Here is a 24,146-nt window from a genome sequence, read left to right on the forward strand (position 1 = left end):
TCATCGTATGCCAAGACTCATTCATTGTAATTTAGCTTACACTTCTTCTTTTTGTTTTACTATAAGCATTCTTCCAAATAAAACCTTGAAAAACAATTCCACTTATTCCAATTAAAGCAATTACACTCCCTGTTAAGCGAAAAGCTGTCATTACCCCTATTTGATTTATGAGAATCCCTCCCAATAACGGACCTATGATGAACAAAGTGCTCAAGCTAGAATCTACAATACCAGACACTCTGCTAATCATTTCTTTCGGTGGTTCTTTTTGAATAAGATAGTTTACACCAGCAAAGACAAGTCCATTTCCTAGCCCTCCAATAAAAGCTAAGCCAAGAGCGATATAAATATAGATTTCTCCCGTAGTCAAAAAACCGAAACCACTTGTCATTAATCCAAGACTAAAACAGCCGGTACCAAAGAACCAGCCATACCTACGGATTTCCTTGATCCGGTTTAAAGCAATTACCATTGTTAGAGAACCTAGTCCAATCCCGCCTACCATCCATCCAGTCAATTCTTCCCTATCAGGATAAAGCATGCTAAATAACGTAACCAATTGTGCGTCAATCATTTGGACCACGAGTGTGCATAACAGACCAAATAATAAGCTGGCAAACAGGATGCGATTATGAATTACTGCCTTCCATCCTTCTTTCCATGATTCCAATACACCTACATTCACAGCTGCCTCATCTCTTTCAACTAACGAAGTGATTAAACGAATTCTGTATAACAGCAATGCAGACAGAATGAATGCTACTGCGTTCATCCCCATTGCAACTTGAGTGGAAAAAATACTTACCACCGAACCGCCAATAAGTGGACCAACAACTTTAACCAATTGGATTACTCCCCCATTAAGAGTTACCGCCTGCATCAATTGTTCTTCTTCTACTATCCTTCTCATAAGTCCTTGCTGTGCAGGCACGCTTATTGCACCGCAAGTACTACGCAACAGTAATATCACCAGCGCTACATAAGGCGTACTGGCAAAAAGTAATATAACCGTCAGTACCGCCCGCACCCAATCTGAATAAATAAGGATTTTCCGCTGATCCCATCGATCGGCTAATACACCAGCCCATTGCCCAAGGAGAACACTAGGTAAGGCGTAAAACACTGGAATTAGAGCTATAAGCATCGGATCTGCATTCCAAGTAAAGCGAAACAAAATCAGCACAGCAATGAAATCAAACCAGTTCCCTAGATTAGCCAATCCATTGGCTAAGAAATACTTTATAAAATTGTTATTCTTCCATATACTCATTACATACAGCTCCTGTTCTTAATATTGCTTCCAGTTTACTGATGCAATGTCAGAGGAATATCAGAGACTTCTTATAAATGCTTTACCAGTTCACGGCTAATATACGGATACAATTGTGTAAGTCGAAAGTTTTCTTTATACTGTTCTAATTGTGTTGCGTAATAAGCTTGTAACTCTGGATAATCATCGTATTCTTCTAAAAATGTGATGATTACCTTCAAGCTTTGGAAGATGCCTGGTACATATTTAGCCTTGCGGAATTGAGCAAAACCATCTGCTATAGATTCTTGTGCACTAGCCGGATTGCCTTTATAAAGCTGATACATTCCTTGCATAATTGAAAAGAGAGCTTTCTCCCGTGAAAAAGGACGCTTTATAAGCTCGCTTTCAATGCGAGCTATTCCAATTTCTATCGCTGTTTCATTTTGTTGAAGGAAAACAAAACCTAATTCCATTAAGTACAAAATGAGAACGAATCCTTCCAAATCACCATCTATAATCTTTTCTTTAGACTCTTCAAGAAGAACTGCTGCCTCATCCAAGTTCTTTGTAAGAATAAGCAGACTTAGACGATTCAGTAATCTAATCTCTAATTTATGCTGATGAGGCAATTGATCATAATTCAAAGCCTTGGTAAAGTAGGACAGACTCTTCTCTGTATCCTTACAAGCATAGAAGTGAAGATGAAGCAGATAATAGCACTTCTCCCAAAAATCAATATGTTCAACATGGAGTAGATTCTCAAAATCTCCATTCATAAAGTAGAGGTATAATTGGCTAGAAGCATCTAATTCCACCCCAAATACGGATTGATTCTCCGACATAAGTCTTAGAGCATCACCTTGCCCATACAAATGATATTTCCGAAACAGCTTGCCGACATTATCAGCCAATTCGAGATCTTCCGAAAGCGGATTAGATTCAGACGAAGACTGCTGATCCAATACATACCCCTGCCCTCGAACTGTTCGAATAGTTACCACATCTGACAGAGGAGCTAACTTCTTCCTCAATCGATAAATATGATCATCTACCGTCCTATCAACCGGATCAGACATAGGCCAAAGACGATCAAGTAATGCCCTGCGAGAAAAAATACGAGCAGGATGCTGATAAAGCAATTGAAAGAGCTCATACTCTTTAGGCAAAAGCTTAATTTTCTCAGAAGCATAGCTTATTTGAAAAAGATCTGACTGAAATGATATTCCCCGCATTTTACCAATCCCTTTATCTAATTGTGTTTTCTAGTGTTGATTTTTATCTAATACTTCAACTTCATTATTAATTCTGTCATCTGTTCCTTTACTTCTTACTTTCTTTCACAACTTAGGAATTTACCCAAAATTCTATGAGGCTCATTCCATATCTCTGAGCTGAATTTTTTTTGAAATTAACAACAGTCGGCTAGCTCCAACCTTTGTATTTTTCCAAGCAAGGAATTAGTAAATCAACATTTCTATTGCATGTGTTTTAGGTGACAATCTGGCATCACTCACTCAAGATTCGTTCTCCCAGGTACTTATTTCCTTTATATTGATTACACTTCCCACATACTGGTACAAGGTTTTGTATCTCAGAAATATATCCCGTCGGTTTTATTAAGGAAGCTAGGGTTTGAAATCATACCATACAACAGAACCTCCCCAGTAATAGTACATCACACTTCATCAACCATAACAGATTTAGCATTTCTTCTATCTCATGTTCAACGGAGGAATTATAGGGATATACCATTAACGAATGAGTTCGTTATACTGGATGATCTTCCTGTTATCTTTACTGCTTTAGGCATTTGAAACAGTGAATTAATTCTCAATTTCTTTACTCCATCTTCTAATTAACATTATTTTCATATAGTTAACGATACAATATTTTACTGCTACCTGCTCATCCTCCATGAAAAAAATCTAAAGTTTTCTTTTTAATTCCCGACAAAAATAAAAAGTGCAATCTCGGGTTGTAAGATTGCACTTTCTAAAGAATATATTGTTTCTACATGAAGATTAGTGAATATCACTCTTCCTAAAGTTACCACCCTTCACTTCTGCTACATCATAAATCGTAACAAAAGCTCCATCATCAATATCATTGATGATTTCTTTCAGCTTGCTTTCCTCTAGACGGTTAATGACACAAGTAATTTCCATGAATTTCTCATGCGTATACCCGCCGTATGCTTCCTTATAGGTAGCACTTCTTCCAAGTCGGTCGCGGATGGTTTCTACCATCAGCTTAGGCTCGGTTGTAATGATTTTGAAGGTTTTCGAACCGCTTAGACCTTCTTCTACAATGTGGATGACTTTGGATGCGATAAAGTAGGCGATTGCGGAGAGAATAGCTCCCTGCAGACCAAATACAGTGGAAACGAAGATGAAGACAAACATATTAAGGAATAAGATCAAATCACTTGTTCCAAATGGTAATTTACGTGCTAACAGAACGGCCAGCATATCAATGCCGTCTACTGCTCCGCCGTTACGCAATGCAAGACCCATACCTAAACCTAGGATAATACCTCCGACTACAGTGACGAGCAGGGTGTCTCCTTCAATAATGGCTGGCGTGTGATGCATAAGTACGGTACCAATTGATAATGACGCGATTCCGATAATGGAATAGATCGCGAAGCTTTTCCCTATCTGTTTATAACCCAACCATACAAACGGAAGGTTGATAATAGCGATTAGTGCACCTAGCGGCAGTCCGGCTAGCTGAGAAATGACGATACTGATACCAGTGACGCCTCCGTCTGATACATTGTTTGGGATCAGGACGGTTTCCAGACCGTATGCTGCAATGAATCCCCCGAGGATGACGGCTAATCCTCGTAACAAGATGAATAACTTACTTCGGTTACGCTTTCTGATTTTGCTCATTCAGATACCTCATTCTAAATTTTTTAACTTTATAATTTTATCATAAGCAGTATGGAGACCGCTAATAGGTAGAGATTACATTGCAAAAAGAAAGGCCATTCCCCAATAAATGGTTCATCTTTCTTATAATATCGAACTCTAAGCCTTCCGCTTATTATATTTCTTCGCGCACTAATTTATTTAATTGCTTTTCAAAATTTGGGTAATGTCTCTTTAAAATCTCAAAACAATAACATTGGAAGCTCGTTTATAATATGATATCTGCCTGACCTCGTATACCTCCATGTTTCACTGCTTGGTCAGAAAGGGAAAAATAAGATACTATATTATGTAACTATTAAAATTCGATACAATAGCACAAAATCCACCTATACTTGCAAATTTATCTTATAATAGAAGAAGTAAAATTATGTAAAAGTTAGTAATTCTGAAAGGAGATACATAATCTTGAACACCAAATACTTAGACTTACTAGCTCAGAAATATGACACGGAAGAAAAAGTGGTCACTGAAATCATCAATCTAAAAGCAATTCTTAATCTCCCTAAGGGTACCGAGCATTTTGTCAGTGACTTACACGGGGAATATCAAGCCTTCCAGCACGTGCTGCGAAATGGCTCCGGCAGAGTAAAAGAAAAGATCAGGGATATCTTCAGCGGCGTCATCTTTGAAAAAGAAATTGATGAGCTGGCTGCTTTGGTTTATTACCCAGAAGAAAAACTGCAAATCATTAAAAATGATTTTAATCAGGATGAGGATCTTAATGAGTGGTATAAAAAGACGATCAAGCGAATGATCAAGCTTATTTCGTACGCCTCTTCTAAATATACGCGCTCCAAATTACGGAAGGCATTGCCTAGTCAGTTTGCTTATATTATTGAAGAACTGCTATACAAAACGGAGGAATCCGGAAACAAGGAGCAATACTACCACGAGATTCTCGAACAGATCATCTCGCTCGGACAAGCTGATAAGCTGATTACAGGACTTGCGTACAGTACGCACCAGCTTGTAGTGGATCATCTGCATGTTGTTGGTGATATCTATGATCGCGGACCTGAACCGGATAAAATCATGGAAGAACTCATCAATTATCATTCTGTAGATGTACAATGGGGAAATCATGATGTGCTCTGGATCGGTGCCTTTGCTGGATCAAAGGTTTGTCTGGCCAATATCCTTCGTATCTGTGCACGCTATGATAACTTGGATATTATTGAAGATGTGTACGGCATCAACCTGCGTCCGTTGCTGAATTTAGCGGAGAAATATTATGACGATAACCCAGCGTTTCGTCCTAAAGTGCAAGCAGATAAGAAAACATCCGAAGAAGAGATTATACAAATAACAAAAATGCATCAAGCAATCTCCATGATTCAATTCAAGCTGGAAAGCCCGATTATCAAAAGACGTAAGTTCTTCAATATGGAAGAACGGTTGCTGCTTGAGAAAATCAATTTTGACGCAAATGAGATTACACTAAATGATGTAACGTACCCATTAGAAAATATATGCTTCACTACGATTAATCCGAAACAGCCTGATATGCTGTTGGAAGAAGAACAACAAGTGATGGACAAGCTGTTATTCTCTGTACAACATTCAGAAAAGCTGGCCAGACACATGAACTTCCTTATGAGAAAAGGTAGTCTTTACTTGCGATATAATGGCAACCTTTTGATACATGGATGCATTCCAATCGATGAAAATGGCAACATGGAGAAGATGGAGATTGACGGTAAATCCTATGCAGGACGCGAGCTGCTGGACAGGTTTGAACAATATCTTCGCCATTCCTTTGCTCATCCAGAGGAAACAGATGATCTGGCGACAGACATGGTCTGGTATTTATGGACCGGTGAATATTCTTCCCTCTTTGGAAAAAGAGCCATGACAACATTTGAACGTTACTTTATCAAGGATAAGGTGACACATAAAGAAATCAAAAACCATTATTACCATCTTCGCGAAAACGAGGAAACCTGTGAAAAAATCCTGGCGGAATTCGATCTTGATCCGGAGCATGGCCACATTATTAACGGCCATACACCTGTTAAAGAGATTGAAGGCGAAAACCCAATTAAGGCGAACGGCAAAATTATCGTTATCGATGGCGGTTTTTCGAAAGCTTATCAATCAAAGACAGGTATCGCAGGATACACCTTATTGTCTAATTCCTACGGCATGAAGCTTGTCGCTCATAAACATTTCAACTCCAAAGACGAAGTGCTGAACGACGGAACAGACGTACTATCCGTTAAGCGATTAGTTGACAAAGAACTGGAACGGAAAAAGGTTCTGGAGACGAATGTTGGAGAGGAATTATGTCAGGAGATTAATATACTGAAGGATTTGATGGAGTATCGGTATATGAAATGAGGTTAATTAGCCAATCGTATGCTATAAAGGCCCCTAATTTAACATAGGGGCCTTTATTATTATAAATAATCTCCATACTTTTATCCTATATCAAAGTGTAAAAACGTTAAATTTCGTAACTAATAAATAAGCAGTATAAAACATGATACAAGTAGATAGAAAGGAAGCCAACTTATTAGGAACTCTCAATAACTAAAAATTATAACTACTATTATTCCTACCCCTAGTAACGCCCCTATAAAGATTCCTAGTCTGCCAGCCATCTCATTAATCACAGAATTATCAACACTTGAAAAATCCAATTTATCCATATAACCCCTCCGCTCTATCTATCGGCTGAATTATTAGGTTCTTTTAACTTAACCTTTAGCTCCCTTTAAGCTTTTCATTTTTTTACTTCAGCTAATCAAGGATCAAATCGTAGGCCTTAGCAGAGGCATGATAGACGTCGGTAATTTTTTGATCGGCAGTATCATGATAGATAGCTAACAGTTTGAATCAGGAGATAGCTTTAACACTGAACTACCCTGTGCTTTGGCAAACTTCCAGCATTCTGCTGCTTTCGTACCAATTAAAGTAATAAAAATAAATTCCCAGCCTTCACTGTCTTCGAGCAAGTAATAACGATGATCACTTGGTATTTCCACGATAAATGCTTCCCCTGGCTTCAATACATAACGTGTTCCTTCTATCTGAATCTGTCCTGTTCCGGATTAGGTGTATTAGAATACGTAATTCAATTACATAAACCCACTAAATTCCGGCAATAAATAAATGTCCTATCAGAGTAGATCTACTGAATTATTTTTTCTAGCAGACTGCTATTGGAAGGCGAATCTGCAATCTAAGTCTAGAAAAGCTTAGTAACCAGTTAAAATCACTCCTCACCTTTGGTTTGTCTTCTTACAATGTTAACGATGTCTTTTACTGATATTTCCCTTAAAAATTTAGTAGAATGATTAAATGGCATTGAAAACAAATACATGTTATATGGGGGCATATCTATGAGAGACCGAAAAAGCGGCTATGGTCATTGTCCAAATGATGAGGCTTGCCCGGTAGAATATACGCTTGATGTGATCGGTGGAAAATGGAAAGGCGTAGTGCTGTATCATTTAATGGAAGGACCAAAGCGATTTAATGAATTTCGAAGAATTTGTCCAGGTGTCACCCAGCGTATGCTGACACTTCAACTTCGGGAATTAGAAGAAGATGGCGTGATTCACCGGGAAGTATATAAGCAAGTTCCTCCAAAGGTAGAATACTCTTTAACTGATTTCGGAAAGACATTGATTCCTATTATTTCTCTAATGAAAGATTGGGGAGAAACGTATAAAGAAACGGTCTGACCGGACAAACTGGCAGCAGAACTGGCAGTTTTTTATCTCCAATAGTATAAAAATTTATACTATCACACATAAATGTGCGTACTTACACTTATAGAATTGATCTACTATACTGACTAGGCAGGAAGAAAACAGTCAGGAGTGAAGATACAATGAAACAAGACAAAATGAAAGCAGTGGGACTTTTCAAATACTTACCGATAGATGACCGGGAAAGTTTAATAGATGCTGAGATTGACAAACCGATCCCTACCGGAAAAGATTTATTAGTAAAAGTAAAAGCAATATCGGTAAATCCAGTCGACACAAAGGTCCGCTCACCGAAAGATACCACAGAAAAACAACTTAAAATACTTGGCTGGGATGTAGCAGGCATAGTAGAACAAGTCGGTCAGGATAGTACTATGTTCAAACCAGGAGATGAAGTCTTCTATGCTGGCAGCATAACTCGTCCAGGAGGCAACAGTGAATACCATCTCGTTGATGAAAGAATTGTTGGTCACAAACCAGACAGTTTAGATTTTGCTAATGCTGCTGCGCTGCCGTTAACTGCAATAACAGCATGGGAAGCACTATTTGATCGCTTAGGCATCCACTCAGATCCCTCTAAGAATAAAGGAAAAAATATATTAATCATAGGTGCAGCAGGCGGAGTCGGTTCTATAGCAACACAATTGGCCAAACAAGCTGGCCTATCTGTCATTGCAACTGCTTCTCGAAAGGAATCAACTGATTGGGTCAAGCAGCTAGGAGCAGATTACGTCATTAATCACTATGAAGCATTCAGTCCCCAGCTGTTGCATAATGGGGTAAAGGAAGTCGATTTTATCCTTTGTTTGAACAGCACAGAAAAACATTGGAACAATATGGCGGAAGCAATTGCTCCTCAAGGAAAAATATGTTCTATTGTTGAAACAGATGAAAATCTAAACTTAACCCTGTTGAAGAATAAGAGTGTAACATTTGTATGGGAGCTAATGTTCACTCGTTCAACTTATCAAACAGAAGATATGGTCGAGCAGCATCGTTTGTTGAACGAAATAGCTCGTCTTGTTGATTCCGGAATAATCCAGACAACTGTATCAGAAAAAATAGCACCGATAAACGCTGTCAATCTTCGTAAAGCACATGCAATCCTTGAATCAGGACGCACAGTTGGAAAGGTTGTACTCGAGGATTTTTAACAAATAAACGCCGATTACCCTGAAAAAATGTTATGTAGAAGAAAGAAGGAGTGTAGAACTTTACCACACTTCTTCTTTGCGTTTTTTTATAGCATTCCAGCGCTAATACGAATTACGGTCGACTTTAAAAATTTCTTGCAGGCATTTACACACCTTCAGCCTTTCCCCCACATACTCTACCCATGGAGGTATGTATATGACCAATTTTTATTCCTTCCATGGAACTGTAACGATGATTAGTGATTTCCAGGGCAATGGCCGAGCGGATGGCTGCTATAAATTCTTTACTGTCGAAAACGATACAGGATCAATCGTGAATTTTGTTGTATCACCTACTACTTACTTCGTGGATCATGCAATGGTATCTGTGGGTGATCGTGTGACTGGCTATTATGATGGAGATGCACCTGCTATTCTTATTTATCCCCCGCAGTATCCAGCGCTTGTTATGGTGAGGGAAACCCAGAATCAGAATGTGAAAGTCAGCTTCTTCGATAATCAGCTGTTGAGCAGTGATGGACAATTAAAGCTGAATATATCCCAAGTCACGCCGCAGCTATTAACGAACGGGCAAGCCTTTACTGGTAACCTTGGTAACCGGGATTTAATTGTTGTATATGGACCCACTACGATGAGCATTCCCGCTCAGACTACTCCTTATTGGGTCATTGTTTTGTGCAAGAGTTTATAGAAAAACGTGAAATCTTGATAATCAAGATTTCACGTTTTTTTGAGCGTCCAATATCGACGTTCTGTGTTTTACTGCTTTCTTATTTCAACTGCTATTCGTAAATTCGAGATAATTCCAAGCAGCACTATGAATGAACAAACTCCCTTTTCAAAAGCTGTCCCTAGCAGTTGTTGTATAAGACCAACAGAACACAGCACAACAAGAAACCAACATACAATGGTTATGCCTCTATTGAATCTTCCAGCTTTATTTCCAGCAACAAAAAAAGTAAAAAGTCCTCCTATCATACAAATAATCATACTGATGATAGATAGTTGGAATTGAGCTGCGAACGAATCCGATCGTCCCCCATTTACCCATGTATATGGAATAATGCCGCTAATTACCAGAATATGAAGCAAGATTGTGAAAGCGTAAAAACAAATCCCCAATAATACCGCTGTTTTCATACTTATGCCTCTAATAGCGATAAACAAGAAATCACCTCAGTTCGAGCTTCGCTTCTTGATACATATGTAGACTTTCTGCCACACATACCTTTTTCACTTCTATTATATTTCTCGTATATAAAAAAGGCGCACCATGGCGGAACGCCTTTCAAACACTACATATTATTCAGATTGCTCTGTATCCTCATCTGTATCTTCTTCTGTATCATCCGAATCTTGCTCTTGTTCTTGCTCTTGTTCTTGCTCCTCCATTTGCTCATCATCAGCTGGATCTTCATCGTCACCATTATTACATGCGGCCAACGTAAGAACTGACACCATTCCCAATGCTACCATCCATTTTTTAAGCATTGAAACCTCTCCCTTTAAGAAATTAAGGTACATAAGTACGATACCAGAGGCTTGTTAAGGAGAGGTCAATTCATTGTAAACAGGCTGTTAATGCGAACGATCATTATTGACGATAATCGACATGATAGAGTTGAAAATCCAAGAAATGAATTGTTATTACGGGAAATTCAGCAATAAATTCAAGACAAAAAGCATCTGCATCTAAATCGTTTCAAGAAATTGAAGACATTTTTACTTCCGACTCTTCTACCAACAATTTTTTAGACACCTTTGTTGCAAATTAGCTCTCCTCCAGTTGATTAATAGGTAAAAGATAATTCTCCAAACGAGAAACCAGCAGATGTTCCATTGTATCGCCTCTTCTAACTTTTTGTTCCTTAATTAAGTCATGAAGCAGCCAATACAATTACCATGTTTCAATGTGGGAACAATCTGTTCGTCTGTAAAACTGAATTTCTGAAACATAACAATTCCATGTTTAGTTGTTTGATATGGAATAATAAATTTCGATAGTCAATACAAGCAACATTAAAAAGTGAGTAATCACTTTACTCTCTTCTTGAAGTACTATATACTGACGGTGTATTAGTAATGGGAAAATTAAAAGGAGGTTTTTTTCAGATGAAAGGTGAATGGAAATCGCTGATAAAAAACAAGGCGAGTTTAACAGGTCTTATTGCTGTACTGTTTATTCCAATTTTATATTGCGGTACATTTCTCTGGGCATTTTGGGATCCATATAGCGAAACTGACAACCTTTCTGTAGCTGTAGTCAATCATGACGAAGCCGCTGATATTAATGGTACACAGTTGAATTTTGGCAATGAAATCATTGGTCAATTAGAACAAAATGAAAACTTTGGCTGGGAGTTTGTTTCAGAAGAAGAAGCTATGGAAGGCTTACAAGATCGCAGATACTTTATGATGGTTGAAATTCCAAGTGATTTTTCTAATAATGCAGCCACTGCTTTCAGTACAGATTCCAGTCAACCGACCCTTCGATACATGCCGCATGAAAGCCTTAATTTCCTAGTTAGCACAATTGAAAGAAGCGGAGTAGAAAAACTGCAGCAAGAGGTTTCAAGTACGTTAACATCAAGTTATCTTAAAACCCTAGCAGAAACCATGACTCAAACAAGTAATGGAATGACTACAGCTAGCGAATCAACTACCCAATTGGCAGATAATATAGCTAGAATGCAAGATACTTACAATATATCGGTTCAATCTAACCCGAACCTTGCTGCAAACCAGAAAGAACAACTAACATCCTCTTTTAGTGCCATCAATGACGGTGCCAACAGTTTAGCCACCAGCTTATCAGATGGTTCTGAACAACTTCAGAACATCAACCTCACCCAAGGAAACCTGGATATGATTGCATCTCCAGTAAAAATTAATACTGATAAATTCACAAGTGTCCCAAATTATGGGCATGGATTTGCACCCTTCACCTTATCTCTTGGCCTCTTTATAGGGGCAATGCTGATTTCAATTGTTTTCCCTGTACGAAAACCAGTCATCAAGCCAAAATCTTCATTTGAATGGTTTATAAGTAAGTTCAGCATCATTGCAGTGGCCGCCAGCATTCAAGGTATCATTGCCGCAGTATTCCTCTTAAGTGTCCTTGATTTAGAAGTAGGCAATATTGGCTACTTTCTATTATTCACTGTGTTTTCCAGTTTGGTTTTTGTTACTCTGATACAACTGGCTGTTTCTTTACTAGGAGAGAAAGGGAGATTCATCATCATTTTATTGTTGATTTTGCAAATTACCAGCAGTGGCGGGACTTTCCCGGTAGAAATGATTCCAGCAATTTTACAGGAAATTAGTGCATTCCTGCCTATGACCTACTCAATTTCTGGATTTAGAGCGCTGGTAGCCAACAGTAACTATGATTTGATGTGGCTGAATATTGGTCTATTATCAATATTTGCATTCATTTCAATCCTTGGAACCTTCATACACTTAACCATTAAATACAACAGAAATAAAGATAAGGACGACCATTGGGAAGTATCGAGTAAAAACTTTGTTTGAAGTGTTTCATTGATTATCATTTTGTGCAGCATGAAATGCACTATGATAAAATAAGTTAACCGAGATTCCATGCATCCTGCCTTATAAGCATTTTGCATGGAATTCTTTCTAAAATAATCCATGAGTTGGGTGAACTATTTAATGGAACAAAAACTAGCCGACAAAATCAAAAAAATAAATGAAGAACACTTGAAAATGACACAAAAACAAAGCAGGATTATTGAAGCTGCCATTGAAGAATTCTCTCAAAACGGTTATGCCTCCACTTCTACCAGTCAAATTGCTAAAAAGGCTGGCGTCGCGGAAGGTACTATTTTTCGTCATTATAAAAACAAAAAGAATTTATTACTCTCCATTGTTACACCTACTATGACAAAATTGATTGCACCTTTTGTAATGGATGGTTTTGACACTGTTTTTGATAAAGAATATGAATCTTTTGAAGATTTTCTAAGGGCTATCTTAATAAATCGAGTTGATTTCATTAAAGAAAATTTATCGATTTTAAAGATCTTTATGCAGGAAATTTCATTCCATCCCGAATTACAGGGAAATTATAAGGAGTATATTGCACAGCCCTTATTCAAGCGTTTGGAAAATACCATTATCCACTTTCAAGATAATGGTCAAATAAAAGATCTGCCTGTACATACAGTCATCCGTTTCACCGCTTCTACAGTCATTGGGTTCTTATTTACCAGACACATTATTTACCCGAACATGAATTGGGATGACTCTAGTGAGATCGAACAGACAATAAATCTTATTATAAATGGTCTCTCGCCGGAAGCAGATTAAAATATTTGACTGACTTTCTTAAAGTTGAACTCCCCTCCCCCCCCCGAATTATGGACACATATAAAAGTGTCTATTATTCGGGATTTTTGTATTTCACACATGACACATGAAAGGTGTCCCCCAACAAATCACCTTTACAGCATATAGTTTGCCAGATTGCACTGGATCTTCATCATCATTGTAGTTACATGCCGACGTAAGGAGTAGTCAATTCAACTTTTTATAACTTGTATAAACCTTTAAACTTGGCTGAATTTTGTCGATATATATAGTGTATATTAATGAATCTGAAAGGAATTACATAGTGAAAATTAAAACAAAACTTTTAGGAATCATCTCGATTTTAATATTTTCCTTATTATTAATTGGGGTTTCATCCATTTTCATCAATTCTTCTATTACAGCGAAGAATGATATCCTAAAGGATAAAATGGAGTTTCAAAACAAAATCAAACATGTCCAGTATAGACTAGCTGGCTTATCGAACGATGAAAGAGGTTTTATCATCACTGGCAACCAAGATTTCGCTGACGGAATGGAAGAGAAATCAGATGATATCTTCTCAACTTTAGATCAATTGGAATCACTGATCCACAATAAGGATTATTTGACGAACGTAAATGATATTCGGAATAACTTCTCAGAGTTTTGGAGTATGAATCAGGAAGTTGTATCTCAATTTGGCTCCAATCCCGAACAAGCGGAATCACTTCACTTAGGAGAAGAAAGAACATTACGGAAGGAAGTATTAGATCCATCTGTTAATGAGCTAGTCGATCAATTAAATAAAGATGTCGATGAATTAGAAGCAGAAATTAATAGATATGGAACTGTAAGTGGATGGTTCATAAGTACAGTGACAATCATCTCTATTATTTTGGGAATCATTCTGAGTTTGCTTCTTTTGAAATCCATCTTGGTACCTCTAAGAAGTTTAAATGGCCAGCTAGAGGATATTGCACAGGGAGATGCGGACCTGACTCAAAAAGTAGAAGTCAAAAGTAAGGATGAATTTGGTCAGCTTGCTGCATCCTTTAATGCTTTTGTTCACTCACTAGCTGGTATCGTAAAGCAGATCGGCAGTTCATCCCAACAGGTCGCGGCCGCTTCAGAAGAATTATCGGCAACCTCCGAACAGTCCAGAGCTACCTCGGATCAAATCTCACAATCCATGAAGGAAATTGCTTTAACTAGTACCAATCAAAGTAACATGACAGAACAGAGCTCCGGATCCATAACAGAGATTTTAGAGAGCCTTTCCAATGTAGCTGACAATACGAATAGCATTGCTGAAAATGCCTCCTTTATGAAGGATAAAGCAGAGTTGGGCGCCTCTTCTGTAAATATGATGTCAGAACAAATGACTGTCATCCATCATTCTGTTAAAGAAGCTGGGAACGGATTAGAGTCATTGGTGAAAGGCACCACAGAAATAAGTCATATGTCCGCTCTCATCACAGACATCTCGGAACAAACCAATCTCCTCGCATTAAATGCAGCTATCGAAGCAGCACGAGCCGGAGAACAAGGAAAAGGTTTTGCCGTTGTAGCCGAGGAAGTCCGAAAGCTGGCTGATGAAACTAATCAATCCGCCAGCCATATCAAGCATTTAGTTTCCACAATAGAAACAGACTCAAAAGAGACCGTACACAACATCCATAACGTACAGCAAAATGTGGATGCAGGAATGAATTATGCTAACGAAAGCCAGCAGCAGTTTAACGAAATACAAAGCCTTGTTGGACAAGTAACAGCCCAGATTCAAGAAGTGGCAGCTGCCACCCTGCAGTTAACTGCAGGTGTAGAAGTTGTGCAGCATAGCCTCTCAACTCTTGAAGCAGGATCAAAAGAAACAGCCTCCAGCTCAAAGGCTATTGCCTCAGCAACAGAGGAACAATTAAGTTCTATGGAGGACATCTCGAATGCGGCTGTTTCCCTTTCGGATTTAGCCGAAGAGTTACAGACGATTGTTAATCGGTTTAAGTATTAAAAAAGATCCCTCGGAGATATTCTGAGGGATCCTTTTTAATATTATCCAACGGCTTTTTACAATGCCAATGAAGATTATAATCCATTCTCTATTAACCATTTCATAATGCTTTCTTCTCTTTCCTTACTATCGTCTTGCTTTGCATCGTATTTACGCATTTTCTTCTGTGAAACGATAGTTCCATCTACCATAAACAGTATTCTTTCCGTTTTTGCTGCCACCTTTACATCATGCGTGACGAGCATTATCGTAGTCCCACCTTGATTAATCTCAGCAAGAATGGCCATAATCTCTTCTGTCGATTTGGTATCTAATGCTCCGGTAGGTTCGTCTCCGAATAGGATAGCCGGAGTATTTATCAATGCTCTGCAGATGCCTGCTCTTTGCAGCTGTCCACCAGAGCCTTGCGTGATAGTATGGTCTGCAAGCTTTTCAATTCCTGTCATTTTCATCAGTGTTTTTGCTTTTTGATTTATTGCATTCTTATCCGCATCTGTTGATACGAGTGCAGGAAACATAATATTGTCAATCAGAGACAGATTCTTTAACAAATTAATATCCTGAAAGATAAAGCCCATCGATTCCAATCGAAGCTTCGCCAATTCTTCTTCTTTTAGACTGCCGATTTCACGTCCTTTAAACTTTACTCTGCCAGATGTCATTCGATCCATGCCACTTATATTATATAACAGTGTTGATTTCCCGCTTCCGGATGGCCCCATAACCGATACGAATTCACTCTCTTTTACCTCCAAGTTTATATCCTTTAAAATATGAAGCTCATTATCATTTCCTAATGCTACTTTTTTGGTCACACTCTTAGCTTCTATTATATTGGTCACCTAAATTCCTCCCATAGCAAGATTAATGTCAAAGTGTATATCCTCAGAGGGCTCTGGAACGTTTTTTCAGAAAAATAGTTAGTACTTATATGCAGGGGCAAAGTCAGTACTGTCAACTTCTCAAAACAACAGATAAATCATCTTTTATTGCTACTTTACAGGAGATAACTATCGTCAAACCAACGGCTGTAAGCAGCGCTAGCGGACAAAGCAGCCAAGTCTGCCAAATAGTATGCACAAATTCAATTTTTGCCGCTCCCATAGAGGACATGGCCATACTTACAAGAAATTCTCCCAGAAGACTCGCAGCCAAGACTCCAAGTATGATTCCCATTAGCAGTACCATCAAAGTTCCTGCCATATATTGATGACTAATTTGCTTCAAAGTCAGTCCCACACTTCGCATGATAGCAATCTGAGACATATCCTTTGATAACAGCATTCGAAGGAATAATGCCGTGATTAATACAGCGATGATGGTCGCGATTGAGATTCCGCCTAGCACGACAGTCCCCATCTGATCAATGATATTGCCAAGCGTCTGCTGCGTATATTCTTTGATATCATTTACCTGAGCCGTGCTGTAAGCATTCTGGTAATATTCCATTTTCTCACTAACAGCCACATCTTCAGCCAAATCCAAACTCATGATATACCATAGAATGGCTTCTTCATTGACTCCTAGACTACTATGCGCTTTTGCTGTTTTTCCTCCATTTGTAATATCCTGATAAATCCCTGTAACTGTTAAAGTCTTTTCTTCCCTGCCAACCCTGACAGTTACTTCATCTCCTACCTTTTTATTCAAACCGTCTTTTGTGGCATTGGCAAAGGACAGTGAGATTTCTCCTTGTCTCTCCGGTGCTCTTCCTTCCAAGAATTTTAATGGAAATACAGAAAAGTCTCCGATTTCAATATTCATATTGTCCCAGGAACCTTCAGCATTTTTTACCTGGTAGGAGCTTGTAATGTAGGGGGCAAACTTTTCAATATCCGAATCATTCTGCAATTCTTCCTGCAGTTTTTCAAAATTGTCTGTGATGGAGTCGGTTCTTCGAAGATCAATTCTTATGTCTTGTTTCCCTATTCCCATATATGTGGAGAATTCAGGTGAAGTTATGGTGTTGTATATATTTACAGGGAGTATGACTATGAACGTACATACGATAAAAATAACAAGCAGAAGCCTGTATAACTTGAATCGTTTGCCTACATCCCTAAGCCCCATGTAGATATTAGTGCTAAGAAATTTGTTCTTTAGCAGCGGGAAGCTGTATTTCCGTTTTTTTCCTTGCTTCATGATATCTGAGCGTAAAGCTCGCACCGCAGAAATCTTATCGATTCTTTTTAGTACACGTTTGCAGTACATCACAATCATGACATACACGAGTAATGGAGCTATAAGCGATAGTATATATTTTAAGCTTCCTGATAAATCGTTGGATATATAAAGCCTCATATTACTGTTCAACAGATTTACGGCTGCAAAGGAAAGCAGATAGCCGGTAATACCGCCAGCTGCTGAGATGACTCTGTATTTGTTCAAATAGATCTTTTTTATATCTTTTTTTGATATCCCCATTGCTTTCATAACGCCGATTTCTCTACTTTCTTCCTCAATCGTTGCCAGGAATGTAAGTCTGATACAGAGCGATGCAATCACAAGAAGCAAAATACTTATAAATATAATGACGAGTGCAACTATCATATCCGACATGCTATTAAAAATCGCAAATATCTTACCTTCCAATATAGGTCCGTTTGCCGGAAGACCTGCTTCGTTATAGGCTGCCCGAACAACAGCAGGATCCCCGCTTTCATTCAGCTTGAACTCGATTAGATATTCCAGTTCGCCAGCCTGCATTTTAAGCATTTCATTATAGTCAAACTGATTAATCACAAACCGTTTCGAGGAAGTAAGGGGAGAGTTCATCTCAAAATCTCTTGCATAATCTGAAATAACAAATGCCTTCTCATACCAGCCACTTTTCACCGTAATCGTATCACCTATTTTTAAGTCATGTTGTTCCATGAAATAGATGGGAACAGCTACGAAACCTTCCTTCACATCAAGCTTTTCATTATCCAGATTCAATATAAAATCAAAATGCTTATTCTGGACCACGAATGAAATATCCTGTATCGTTCCAGCCATCGTTTGATTTTGACCAAAATGAATATTGCTTCCATCAATATTCTGAAGAACCATTGTCTCCTGCATCTCTATATGGTCACGGTATTGTTCTGTGAACTGGTCTATCTCTTCTTGGTCATATTCTCCGGCATGCATCACTGTAATGTCGGATGGTGCTGCACTTTCTTGAAACTTTGATATTCCCTGAATGAGGTTGGCAATGTTGTTTATGGCACTTGCTGCCAAGATAACAGCCATAGTGATAAATACAAACACTGTAATCGTTACAACTTTGTTTCTGATTAAATCGTTTTTTATCATTTTCAAAAACATGTTTTTTTCTCCTTCCTGCATCAATAATATTTGTTTTTGATTGGCCTTTGCTATAACAAACAACTTCATTTCTTCAGAGGAATAATTACACAAAGCTTTTAAGGATTAATGACTTTCTAAAGTAATCATACAAAATGGTATTTATTTGATAAACCTGAATGAGGCTGATTATTTATTACGCCTTCAGACCTAATTTTAGTAGGTTGACTATGGAATAATCTTGAAATTACAAAAATATAAAAAGGAAGCCTTTCACAAGTTTTCCAAACTCATGAGAGGCTTCCTCCAAATTGTTTGTTGTATAGTGCAAACATAACACCCCACCCACTCAAGCAAGTGGGTAGAGTTATATTATTCATCACCTTCATTATCTTCTTCATCTAAATTTATTCCAAAGAAACTAGCAATGCTGAAAGGGCTGCGCCTGCTGCAGGAGCTGTTGATCCTCCGGTAGGTAGGAATTGATTGCAAAAGTAACAATGAAACCACACCTGCGCCAGTAATTGCAACAGCTGTATATGCTGGGTTATTGTCTCTTGCATTAAATAATTCCCATCCATAAGTGGTGCTTCTATCCAATAAAGGATGTACTTACAAGTAAATGCTTATAAAAATAAAGGTATACGTAAACATTTGTTTTTACGTATACCTTTATTTTTTAATGCAGCATCTAATGATTCTCACGATATTGAATCTCTATTATGTTAAGGATTCACTATTATAAAAGCTACTCGTTATGAGTAGCTTTCTGTAACTTCAAACGGAAATCAGATTTGATATTATAGATTAGTTAACTTTACTTTTTATTCTCTTTTTTAGTTCTGCATTTTCTTCTTCTGATAAATTATTTCGGAATTTAGGAACCACTAGTGTAATATCTTTAGGGAAGTAGAGAAAAATGTATAATTCGTCCTCGTCAACTTTCTTAAATTCCTTCCATTCCAAACGGTTCTTATTACCATCTTTAATGACCTCTAAAACTTGCTGGTTAAATTCAATCTTATATGTTCCTTTTAAGGATTCATTGAACCCCTTTTTATAGCCTTCATTTAAAGCATTTTTTTCATTCAATTTATGGAACATGTAGTTACCTGCTAGAATCCAGATTACTAAAAGGATTGGATAAGTAATTAGAGCAAACATAAGGCTTACTTCACCTGTGAACATCTGATAAACAGCATAACAAATAAATAGTAAACTTGAGATTATTAAAGGTAAGATTCTCTTTTTTTTGTATTGACTCGAGTTTTTTACGAAGTTTTTTTGTAAGTGGACGAAAGATCTATCATCTAACTTAAATTCAGCGATCATATCTTACTCCTTTCAAATATCAATGTTATGGTATGGTACCACAGTATATAAAATTTAGAAATAGGTCCTTTATCTAATAAAATAGGTGTGATATGGTTTCCAAAAAACAGTAAATTAATTTCCTTAAAAGTTCAGTATGTCGTACTTTTTTGAACGTATATAACAAAAGGAGAGCTGTTTAAAGATAGCTCTCCTTTTGTATATACCTGATTATAATTCAACCTTCTATTTTGCTTCTTCACCAGACTAATTCTACTATTCTATCTTAAGTATCAAATTTAGACGATAGTGCAGACCTTATTACTGAAAAGCAAGCAACGAAACATAGAGCCACTCCTTTTTTAATAGAAGAATGAAATATAGAAAAAGCGCTAACCTTAAGGTTTAGCACCTTTTAATGTATTCAGGAATTGTTACGTAAAAACTCATCATTAGTAACATCGGTTATAAACATATGCCCCGGCGCATGCGTAATCACAAGCGGAATTTGAGAATGAATCGCTGCAGATTGGGGCGTTACGCCGCATTCCCAAAATACAGGTGTTTCTCCTTCTCCGAACTCAGTAAATTCTCCGAAATCAGGCTTGCTAATATCGTCGATACCTATTTCTTTAGGATCTCCTACATGAATTGGAGATCCATGCATGTTCGGAAACTGTGCAGTGATATCAATTGCCTTTTGGACTAGCTCATTTTTAATGGGTCTCATGGAGACTACGACAGGTCCACTAAATTCACCAGCTTGCTTTGTTTGGCGGTTTGTTATGTACATCGCCACATTCTTATTTTGTTCAATGTGTTTTAAAGGAACGCCTCCCTTTAGCAATGCACTTTCAAAGGTAAAGCTGCAGCCAATCAAGAACGATACAAAGTCATCCCGCCAGATTTCTTTAAGATCCTGACGCTTCTCTGTTAGTTTGCCATTTTCATATACAAAGTAAAGCGGGATATCACTTCGAATATCCGAGCCAGCAGCAAGAGCAGACTCAATTACTCCTGGTTCTAAAACATCAATAATCGGACAAGACTTCGGGTTTCGATTAGCAAACAATAGAAAATCAAAAGCATATTCCTTTGGTACAATTGCTAAATTGGCTTGAACAAAATCACTACCTAAGCCAGAAGTATGGGTATTGTGTTCACCGCTTCTGATTTTTTCTCTTATGGTGCTTGGATTCATTTGTAATTCCCCCTATTCTTGTATATAGCTCCTGGTCTAGTTTTTCGTTTATATCAACACCTTGAGTTTAGAGTGCTGAATAAAGAAACACTCATCTCCAACTTTATACGAATATCCTGATTATTAAAAGAGCTCATAAGTAAATTGCAGGGAGCCATCAAAAACGCTCCTGTATTATTTAATAAAATAAGTCCCACTCTAACTATCCAGAAAGGAAAAAGGCTTCTCAAAAGTCTAATTGACTGATGAGGAGCCTTTTGTATATTGATTTACTCAATAATTATGCTTTTCTTCTTATAAAGAAGAATAAAGATCCACTTACAAGAAGTATAAGCCCAGCTAACAAGTACTGATAGTTATTAGTGGCAGTGTCTGGTAGTTTCTTCCCCTCTTCTGCTACAGGCTGTTGCTGGTTCTCTCCATCCTCTGATACAAGCTGCGGCTGGTTCTCTCCGTCTTCCGCTACAGGCTGCGGCTGATTCTCTTTGTCTTCTGTTACAGGTTGTTCCTGATTCTCTTCCTCTTCTGTTACAGGTTGTTCCTGATTCTCTTCCTCTTCTGCTACAGGCTGTTCCTGATTCTCTTCGTCTTCTGTTACAGGTTGTTCCTGGTTCTCTTCGTCTTCTGTTACAGGTTGCTGGTTTTCACCTTGTCCAGGATTGTCATTTGCTCCAATATGGGCAACGATACTGTTCTCGTTATATGTGACTGTTACCTCATGACCATCTGCAGTTATGTTATCGAATTCACCATTCACTTTGTCAGCAGTCATCAAGGTAATGTCCCCGGCCTTATTCAATTCATAATCAGACAGATCTAGATTCAGATCTCCACCATCTAAGTATAACTGTCCGTCTGCATGCAATTGCGTGTCGCTATTATCCATCGCAAGATCCAGGCTTCCAGCTTCCATTGTGACGTTGCCTTTTACATGCAGAGGCTCTTCACTAGTAACGGATACTGTACCATCTTCTACGTAAAGATCTCCTTCACCAAAAGCAGTGGCCGCGGCGGCTTCTAATGTTCCTTCCTCCAGCAATGTACCTCCTGTGTAGCTGTTACTTCCTGTCAGCGTAAGTGTACCTGTCCCTTGCTTGGTCAGCATACCACTGCCAGTTATATCATTTCTCCACCAATCATGGGCGTTGAATCTTCCTTTAGAAGCATCCATATTGACTGTTACATTGTCTAAAAACGCACCATATCCATCAGACGCTGTTACCAAATCCAGTCTGCCCCACCCTTTTGATTCATCTAATACAGGGTAGCCTGATTCAATCTCTGTGGTATACAATACTTCTCGACGTTGTTCATCCGACAAATAAGGCTGGCGGGTTTCCAATAAAACTTCCGCCCCCTTAGGTACGACAGGGTCCAAGCCTTTTTCGCCATTTTGAGGCAATCCGTATGTGAGTTTCTCACGATAGAATGCTTTATTCGCATCATGGTCTTCCCATTTCTGCTCATCGTATGCACTTTCAAACGTATAATCCTCTGTTACCGTATGAGCATATTCGTACAAGCTCATTCCTTTTGCATCAGCTAGTTCTCCGAATACTTCCCCAGCATTTTTATACGCTTTATCCATTACATCTTGGTTTTGATCAAGGTTGTATGCGTAAGCAGTCATTGCCGTAGATTGAATTCTTCCGCCGATAACATCAAGCGGTGAGTGCATGCCAGTCACTATTCTATTCTCACCCAACTGAGCTGCTCTTGTTAAAAACTCAGCATATCTTTCAGGCGTCGCGTATGCAAAACCGAATGATGATAAATAAGCTGCACTTGTGTGTCCGCTTGGAAAAGCACCGTCTTTCCCTCTTCCATCTTCCGCTTTTCTTTTTACATATTCCAATGCAGGAATTACTTTCACATTTGATTCATATTGCTGGTAATGTCTTTCTCCCGTTGCTTTTTTGCCGCCAGAAGGTAACGCTTCTTCTGCAGCTTCACCACTGCCGATCGTGGTCCATATAGGTAACCCATTCTCATCCACAACTTCTTTCACTTCGCCATTGGAATTCATTCTCCAAGGTCTTGGAGATGAGAAAAAGTACTTAGAAGGATTGGAGGAAGAAGGACTTCTAAATCTAACCAGATGTACTAAATCCATCGCATCTGTTAGTTTCGTACCTTCCCATTGTCCCATTCCTTGCGACTGATCCTCGACAGTTTCTTCCTCCAATACTACATTCATGTCCGCTTTTGAGCGGATAACACTTGTAGTTGGATTAACAATATCTGCATATGTATTGGCCAAAGGTCCATAAGCATCCATTACACTGTATATCTTATCCCGTTGATCATCATAGTAAGCCGCCAACGCTTCTTCGTCTGTCCGGTTATTCGTAACGTCTTCCACATACTTAATATTAGCTTCCCAAGTAGCAGGGTCCCTGATTTCTTCATTAGCGTATGTTTGCTTGTCTGCTACTACCTTTGTCGGATCATTTTTATAGCCATCAAAATAAACGGTAGGCCCGTCGCCATAATTAGCAACCTCACCGTTTGCACCCGGTACAGTCAACGCTGTTCCGTCTCTCCAATCAGGCTGATTCATCGACCAAACCTGATCAAAGCCGTCCAGGATACCGATAAAAGGATTAGTCCCAGCTATATTCTTTAGTATAGGATCATTTGCATTCCCGCCATTATCCACTGCTGGGAAAGGCTGCTCAGCATCAGGTGGAGTTGTATTTAATTCTTCAGAAGTTCCTTGAGGTTTTGAAGGCTTTGTAAATTCCTGCTGACTAGCTGCCAAAACAGGAAGCTCAACAGAATTCACAGTCAGCACAGCAAGTAATAGTAGTACGGTTATTTTTTTAAAGGAATTCATATTCTTTATCTCCTCTTCTGCTGCGTAAAATAATCACAAGTTCAACTTTATGGGATTCTTGTTAAATGAATGTAGGGAAATTGTTGAAATTTGGTGTTTTTTTTGTGAAGATGTAGAACGGTGTAGTTAAATACTG

Annotated in this window: 19 protein-coding genes; 7 read left to right on the forward strand and 12 right to left on the reverse strand. The window is 38.4% G+C overall.

What is annotated here, in order from left to right; genetic code table 11:
* Positions 1-31: 31 nt before the first annotated feature.
* From SFC25_RS08710 to SFC25_RS08720, 3 genes are all read right to left on the reverse strand, one after another.
* The gene (locus SFC25_RS08710) at positions 32-1,270 is read right to left on the reverse strand and encodes an MFS transporter (protein ID WP_411214897.1); all 1,239 of its coding nucleotides are present in this window, start codon (positions 1,268-1,270) and stop codon (positions 32-34) included.
* A 71-nt stretch (positions 1,271-1,341) separates the two neighbouring features.
* Positions 1,342-2,484 carry a winged helix-turn-helix domain-containing protein gene (locus SFC25_RS08715; RefSeq protein WP_411214898.1) on the reverse strand — a complete coding sequence of 381 codons (1,143 nt, stop codon included), beginning with the start codon at positions 2,482-2,484 and terminating at the stop codon, positions 1,342-1,344.
* Between the two features lie 789 nt (positions 2,485-3,273).
* On the reverse strand, positions 3,274-4,146 hold the full coding sequence (locus SFC25_RS08720) for a YitT family protein (RefSeq protein WP_411214899.1): 873 nt from the start codon (positions 4,144-4,146) through the stop codon (positions 3,274-3,276).
* A 447-nt stretch (positions 4,147-4,593) separates the two neighbouring features.
* Between SFC25_RS08720 and fbp the strand changes: the two genes are divergently transcribed.
* Entirely contained in the window at positions 4,594-6,525 is a 1,932-nt protein-coding gene (fbp, locus tag SFC25_RS08725; RefSeq protein ID WP_411214900.1) for a fructose-1,6-bisphosphatase, read from the forward strand.
* 185 nt (positions 6,526-6,710) lie between these two features.
* On the opposite strand, the gene SFC25_RS08730 is transcribed toward fbp, so the two are convergent.
* Together SFC25_RS08730 and SFC25_RS08735 are read right to left on the reverse strand one after the other, a co-directional pair.
* Positions 6,711-6,836, reverse strand: coding sequence for a hypothetical protein (locus SFC25_RS08730; RefSeq protein ID WP_411214901.1), 126 nt, complete (start codon positions 6,834-6,836; stop codon positions 6,711-6,713).
* Between the two features lie 174 nt (positions 6,837-7,010).
* Positions 7,011-7,223, reverse strand: a complete 213-nt coding sequence (locus SFC25_RS08735; protein ID WP_411214984.1) for a cupin domain-containing protein — start codon at positions 7,221-7,223, stop codon at positions 7,011-7,013.
* A 306-nt stretch (positions 7,224-7,529) separates the two neighbouring features.
* Here SFC25_RS08735 and SFC25_RS08740 point away from each other — a divergent pair, with 306 nt between their 5' ends.
* The 3 genes from SFC25_RS08740 (at position 7,530) to SFC25_RS08750 (ending at position 9,746) form a co-directional block, all read left to right on the forward strand.
* Positions 7,530-7,874: a winged helix-turn-helix transcriptional regulator gene (locus SFC25_RS08740; RefSeq protein ID WP_411214902.1), complete on the forward strand. Its 345-nt coding sequence runs from the start codon at positions 7,530-7,532 to the stop codon at positions 7,872-7,874.
* Positions 7,875-8,023: 149 nt separating this feature from the next.
* Positions 8,024-9,055 carry a zinc-binding alcohol dehydrogenase family protein gene (locus SFC25_RS08745; RefSeq protein WP_411214903.1) on the forward strand — a complete coding sequence of 344 codons (1,032 nt, stop codon included), beginning with the start codon at positions 8,024-8,026 and terminating at the stop codon, positions 9,053-9,055.
* A gap of 196 nt (positions 9,056-9,251) precedes the next feature.
* Complete coding sequence (locus SFC25_RS08750; protein ID WP_411214904.1) at positions 9,252-9,746, forward strand: hypothetical protein; 495 nt, start codon at positions 9,252-9,254, stop codon at positions 9,744-9,746.
* Positions 9,747-9,814: 68 nt separating this feature from the next.
* Here SFC25_RS08750 and SFC25_RS08755 read toward each other — a convergent pair whose 3' ends face one another.
* Both SFC25_RS08755 and SFC25_RS08760 read right to left on the reverse strand, forming a co-directional pair.
* Positions 9,815-10,195 (reverse strand): hypothetical protein, encoded by a 381-nt coding sequence (locus SFC25_RS08755; RefSeq protein ID WP_411214905.1) that lies wholly within the window; start codon positions 10,193-10,195, stop codon positions 9,815-9,817.
* Between the two features lie 162 nt (positions 10,196-10,357).
* Positions 10,358-10,546, reverse strand: coding sequence for a hypothetical protein (locus SFC25_RS08760; RefSeq protein WP_411214906.1), 189 nt, complete (start codon positions 10,544-10,546; stop codon positions 10,358-10,360).
* Positions 10,547-11,167: 621 nt separating this feature from the next.
* Between SFC25_RS08760 and SFC25_RS08765 the strand changes: the two genes are divergently transcribed.
* The 3 genes from SFC25_RS08765 to SFC25_RS08775 all read left to right on the forward strand — a co-directional run bounded on the left by SFC25_RS08765 (position 11,168) and on the right by SFC25_RS08775 (position 15,374).
* Entirely contained in the window at positions 11,168-12,586 is a 1,419-nt protein-coding gene (locus SFC25_RS08765) for a YhgE/Pip domain-containing protein (RefSeq protein WP_411214907.1), read from the forward strand.
* A 141-nt stretch (positions 12,587-12,727) separates the two neighbouring features.
* Complete coding sequence (locus tag SFC25_RS08770) at positions 12,728-13,384, forward strand: TetR/AcrR family transcriptional regulator (protein WP_411214908.1); 657 nt, start codon at positions 12,728-12,730, stop codon at positions 13,382-13,384.
* Positions 13,385-13,688: 304 nt separating this feature from the next.
* The gene (locus SFC25_RS08775; protein WP_411214909.1) at positions 13,689-15,374 is read left to right on the forward strand and encodes a methyl-accepting chemotaxis protein; all 1,686 of its coding nucleotides are present in this window, start codon (positions 13,689-13,691) and stop codon (positions 15,372-15,374) included.
* Between the two features lie 74 nt (positions 15,375-15,448).
* Here SFC25_RS08775 and SFC25_RS08780 read toward each other — a convergent pair whose 3' ends face one another.
* From SFC25_RS08780 to SFC25_RS08800, 5 genes are all read right to left on the reverse strand, one after another.
* Positions 15,449-16,216 (reverse strand): ABC transporter ATP-binding protein, encoded by a 768-nt coding sequence (locus SFC25_RS08780; protein WP_411214910.1) that lies wholly within the window; start codon positions 16,214-16,216, stop codon positions 15,449-15,451.
* 112 nt (positions 16,217-16,328) lie between these two features.
* Complete coding sequence (locus tag SFC25_RS08785) at positions 16,329-18,683, reverse strand: ABC transporter permease (protein ID WP_411214911.1); 2,355 nt, start codon at positions 18,681-18,683, stop codon at positions 16,329-16,331.
* A 786-nt stretch (positions 18,684-19,469) separates the two neighbouring features.
* Entirely contained in the window at positions 19,470-19,994 is a 525-nt protein-coding gene (locus tag SFC25_RS08790) for a YcxB family protein (RefSeq protein ID WP_411214912.1), read from the reverse strand.
* 403 nt (positions 19,995-20,397) lie between these two features.
* Positions 20,398-21,174 carry a putative hydro-lyase gene (locus SFC25_RS08795; RefSeq protein ID WP_411214913.1) on the reverse strand — a complete coding sequence of 259 codons (777 nt, stop codon included), beginning with the start codon at positions 21,172-21,174 and terminating at the stop codon, positions 20,398-20,400.
* Positions 21,175-21,454: 280 nt separating this feature from the next.
* Positions 21,455-24,010: a phosphatase PAP2 family protein gene (locus tag SFC25_RS08800; protein WP_411214914.1), complete on the reverse strand. Its 2,556-nt coding sequence runs from the start codon at positions 24,008-24,010 to the stop codon at positions 21,455-21,457.
* Positions 24,011-24,146 lie beyond the last annotated feature (136 nt).

The sequence above is a fragment of the Terribacillus saccharophilus genome (genome assembly GCF_046592595.1).
In the GTDB taxonomy this organism is placed as follows: domain Bacteria; phylum Bacillota; class Bacilli; order Bacillales; family Amphibacillaceae; genus Terribacillus; species Terribacillus saccharophilus_C.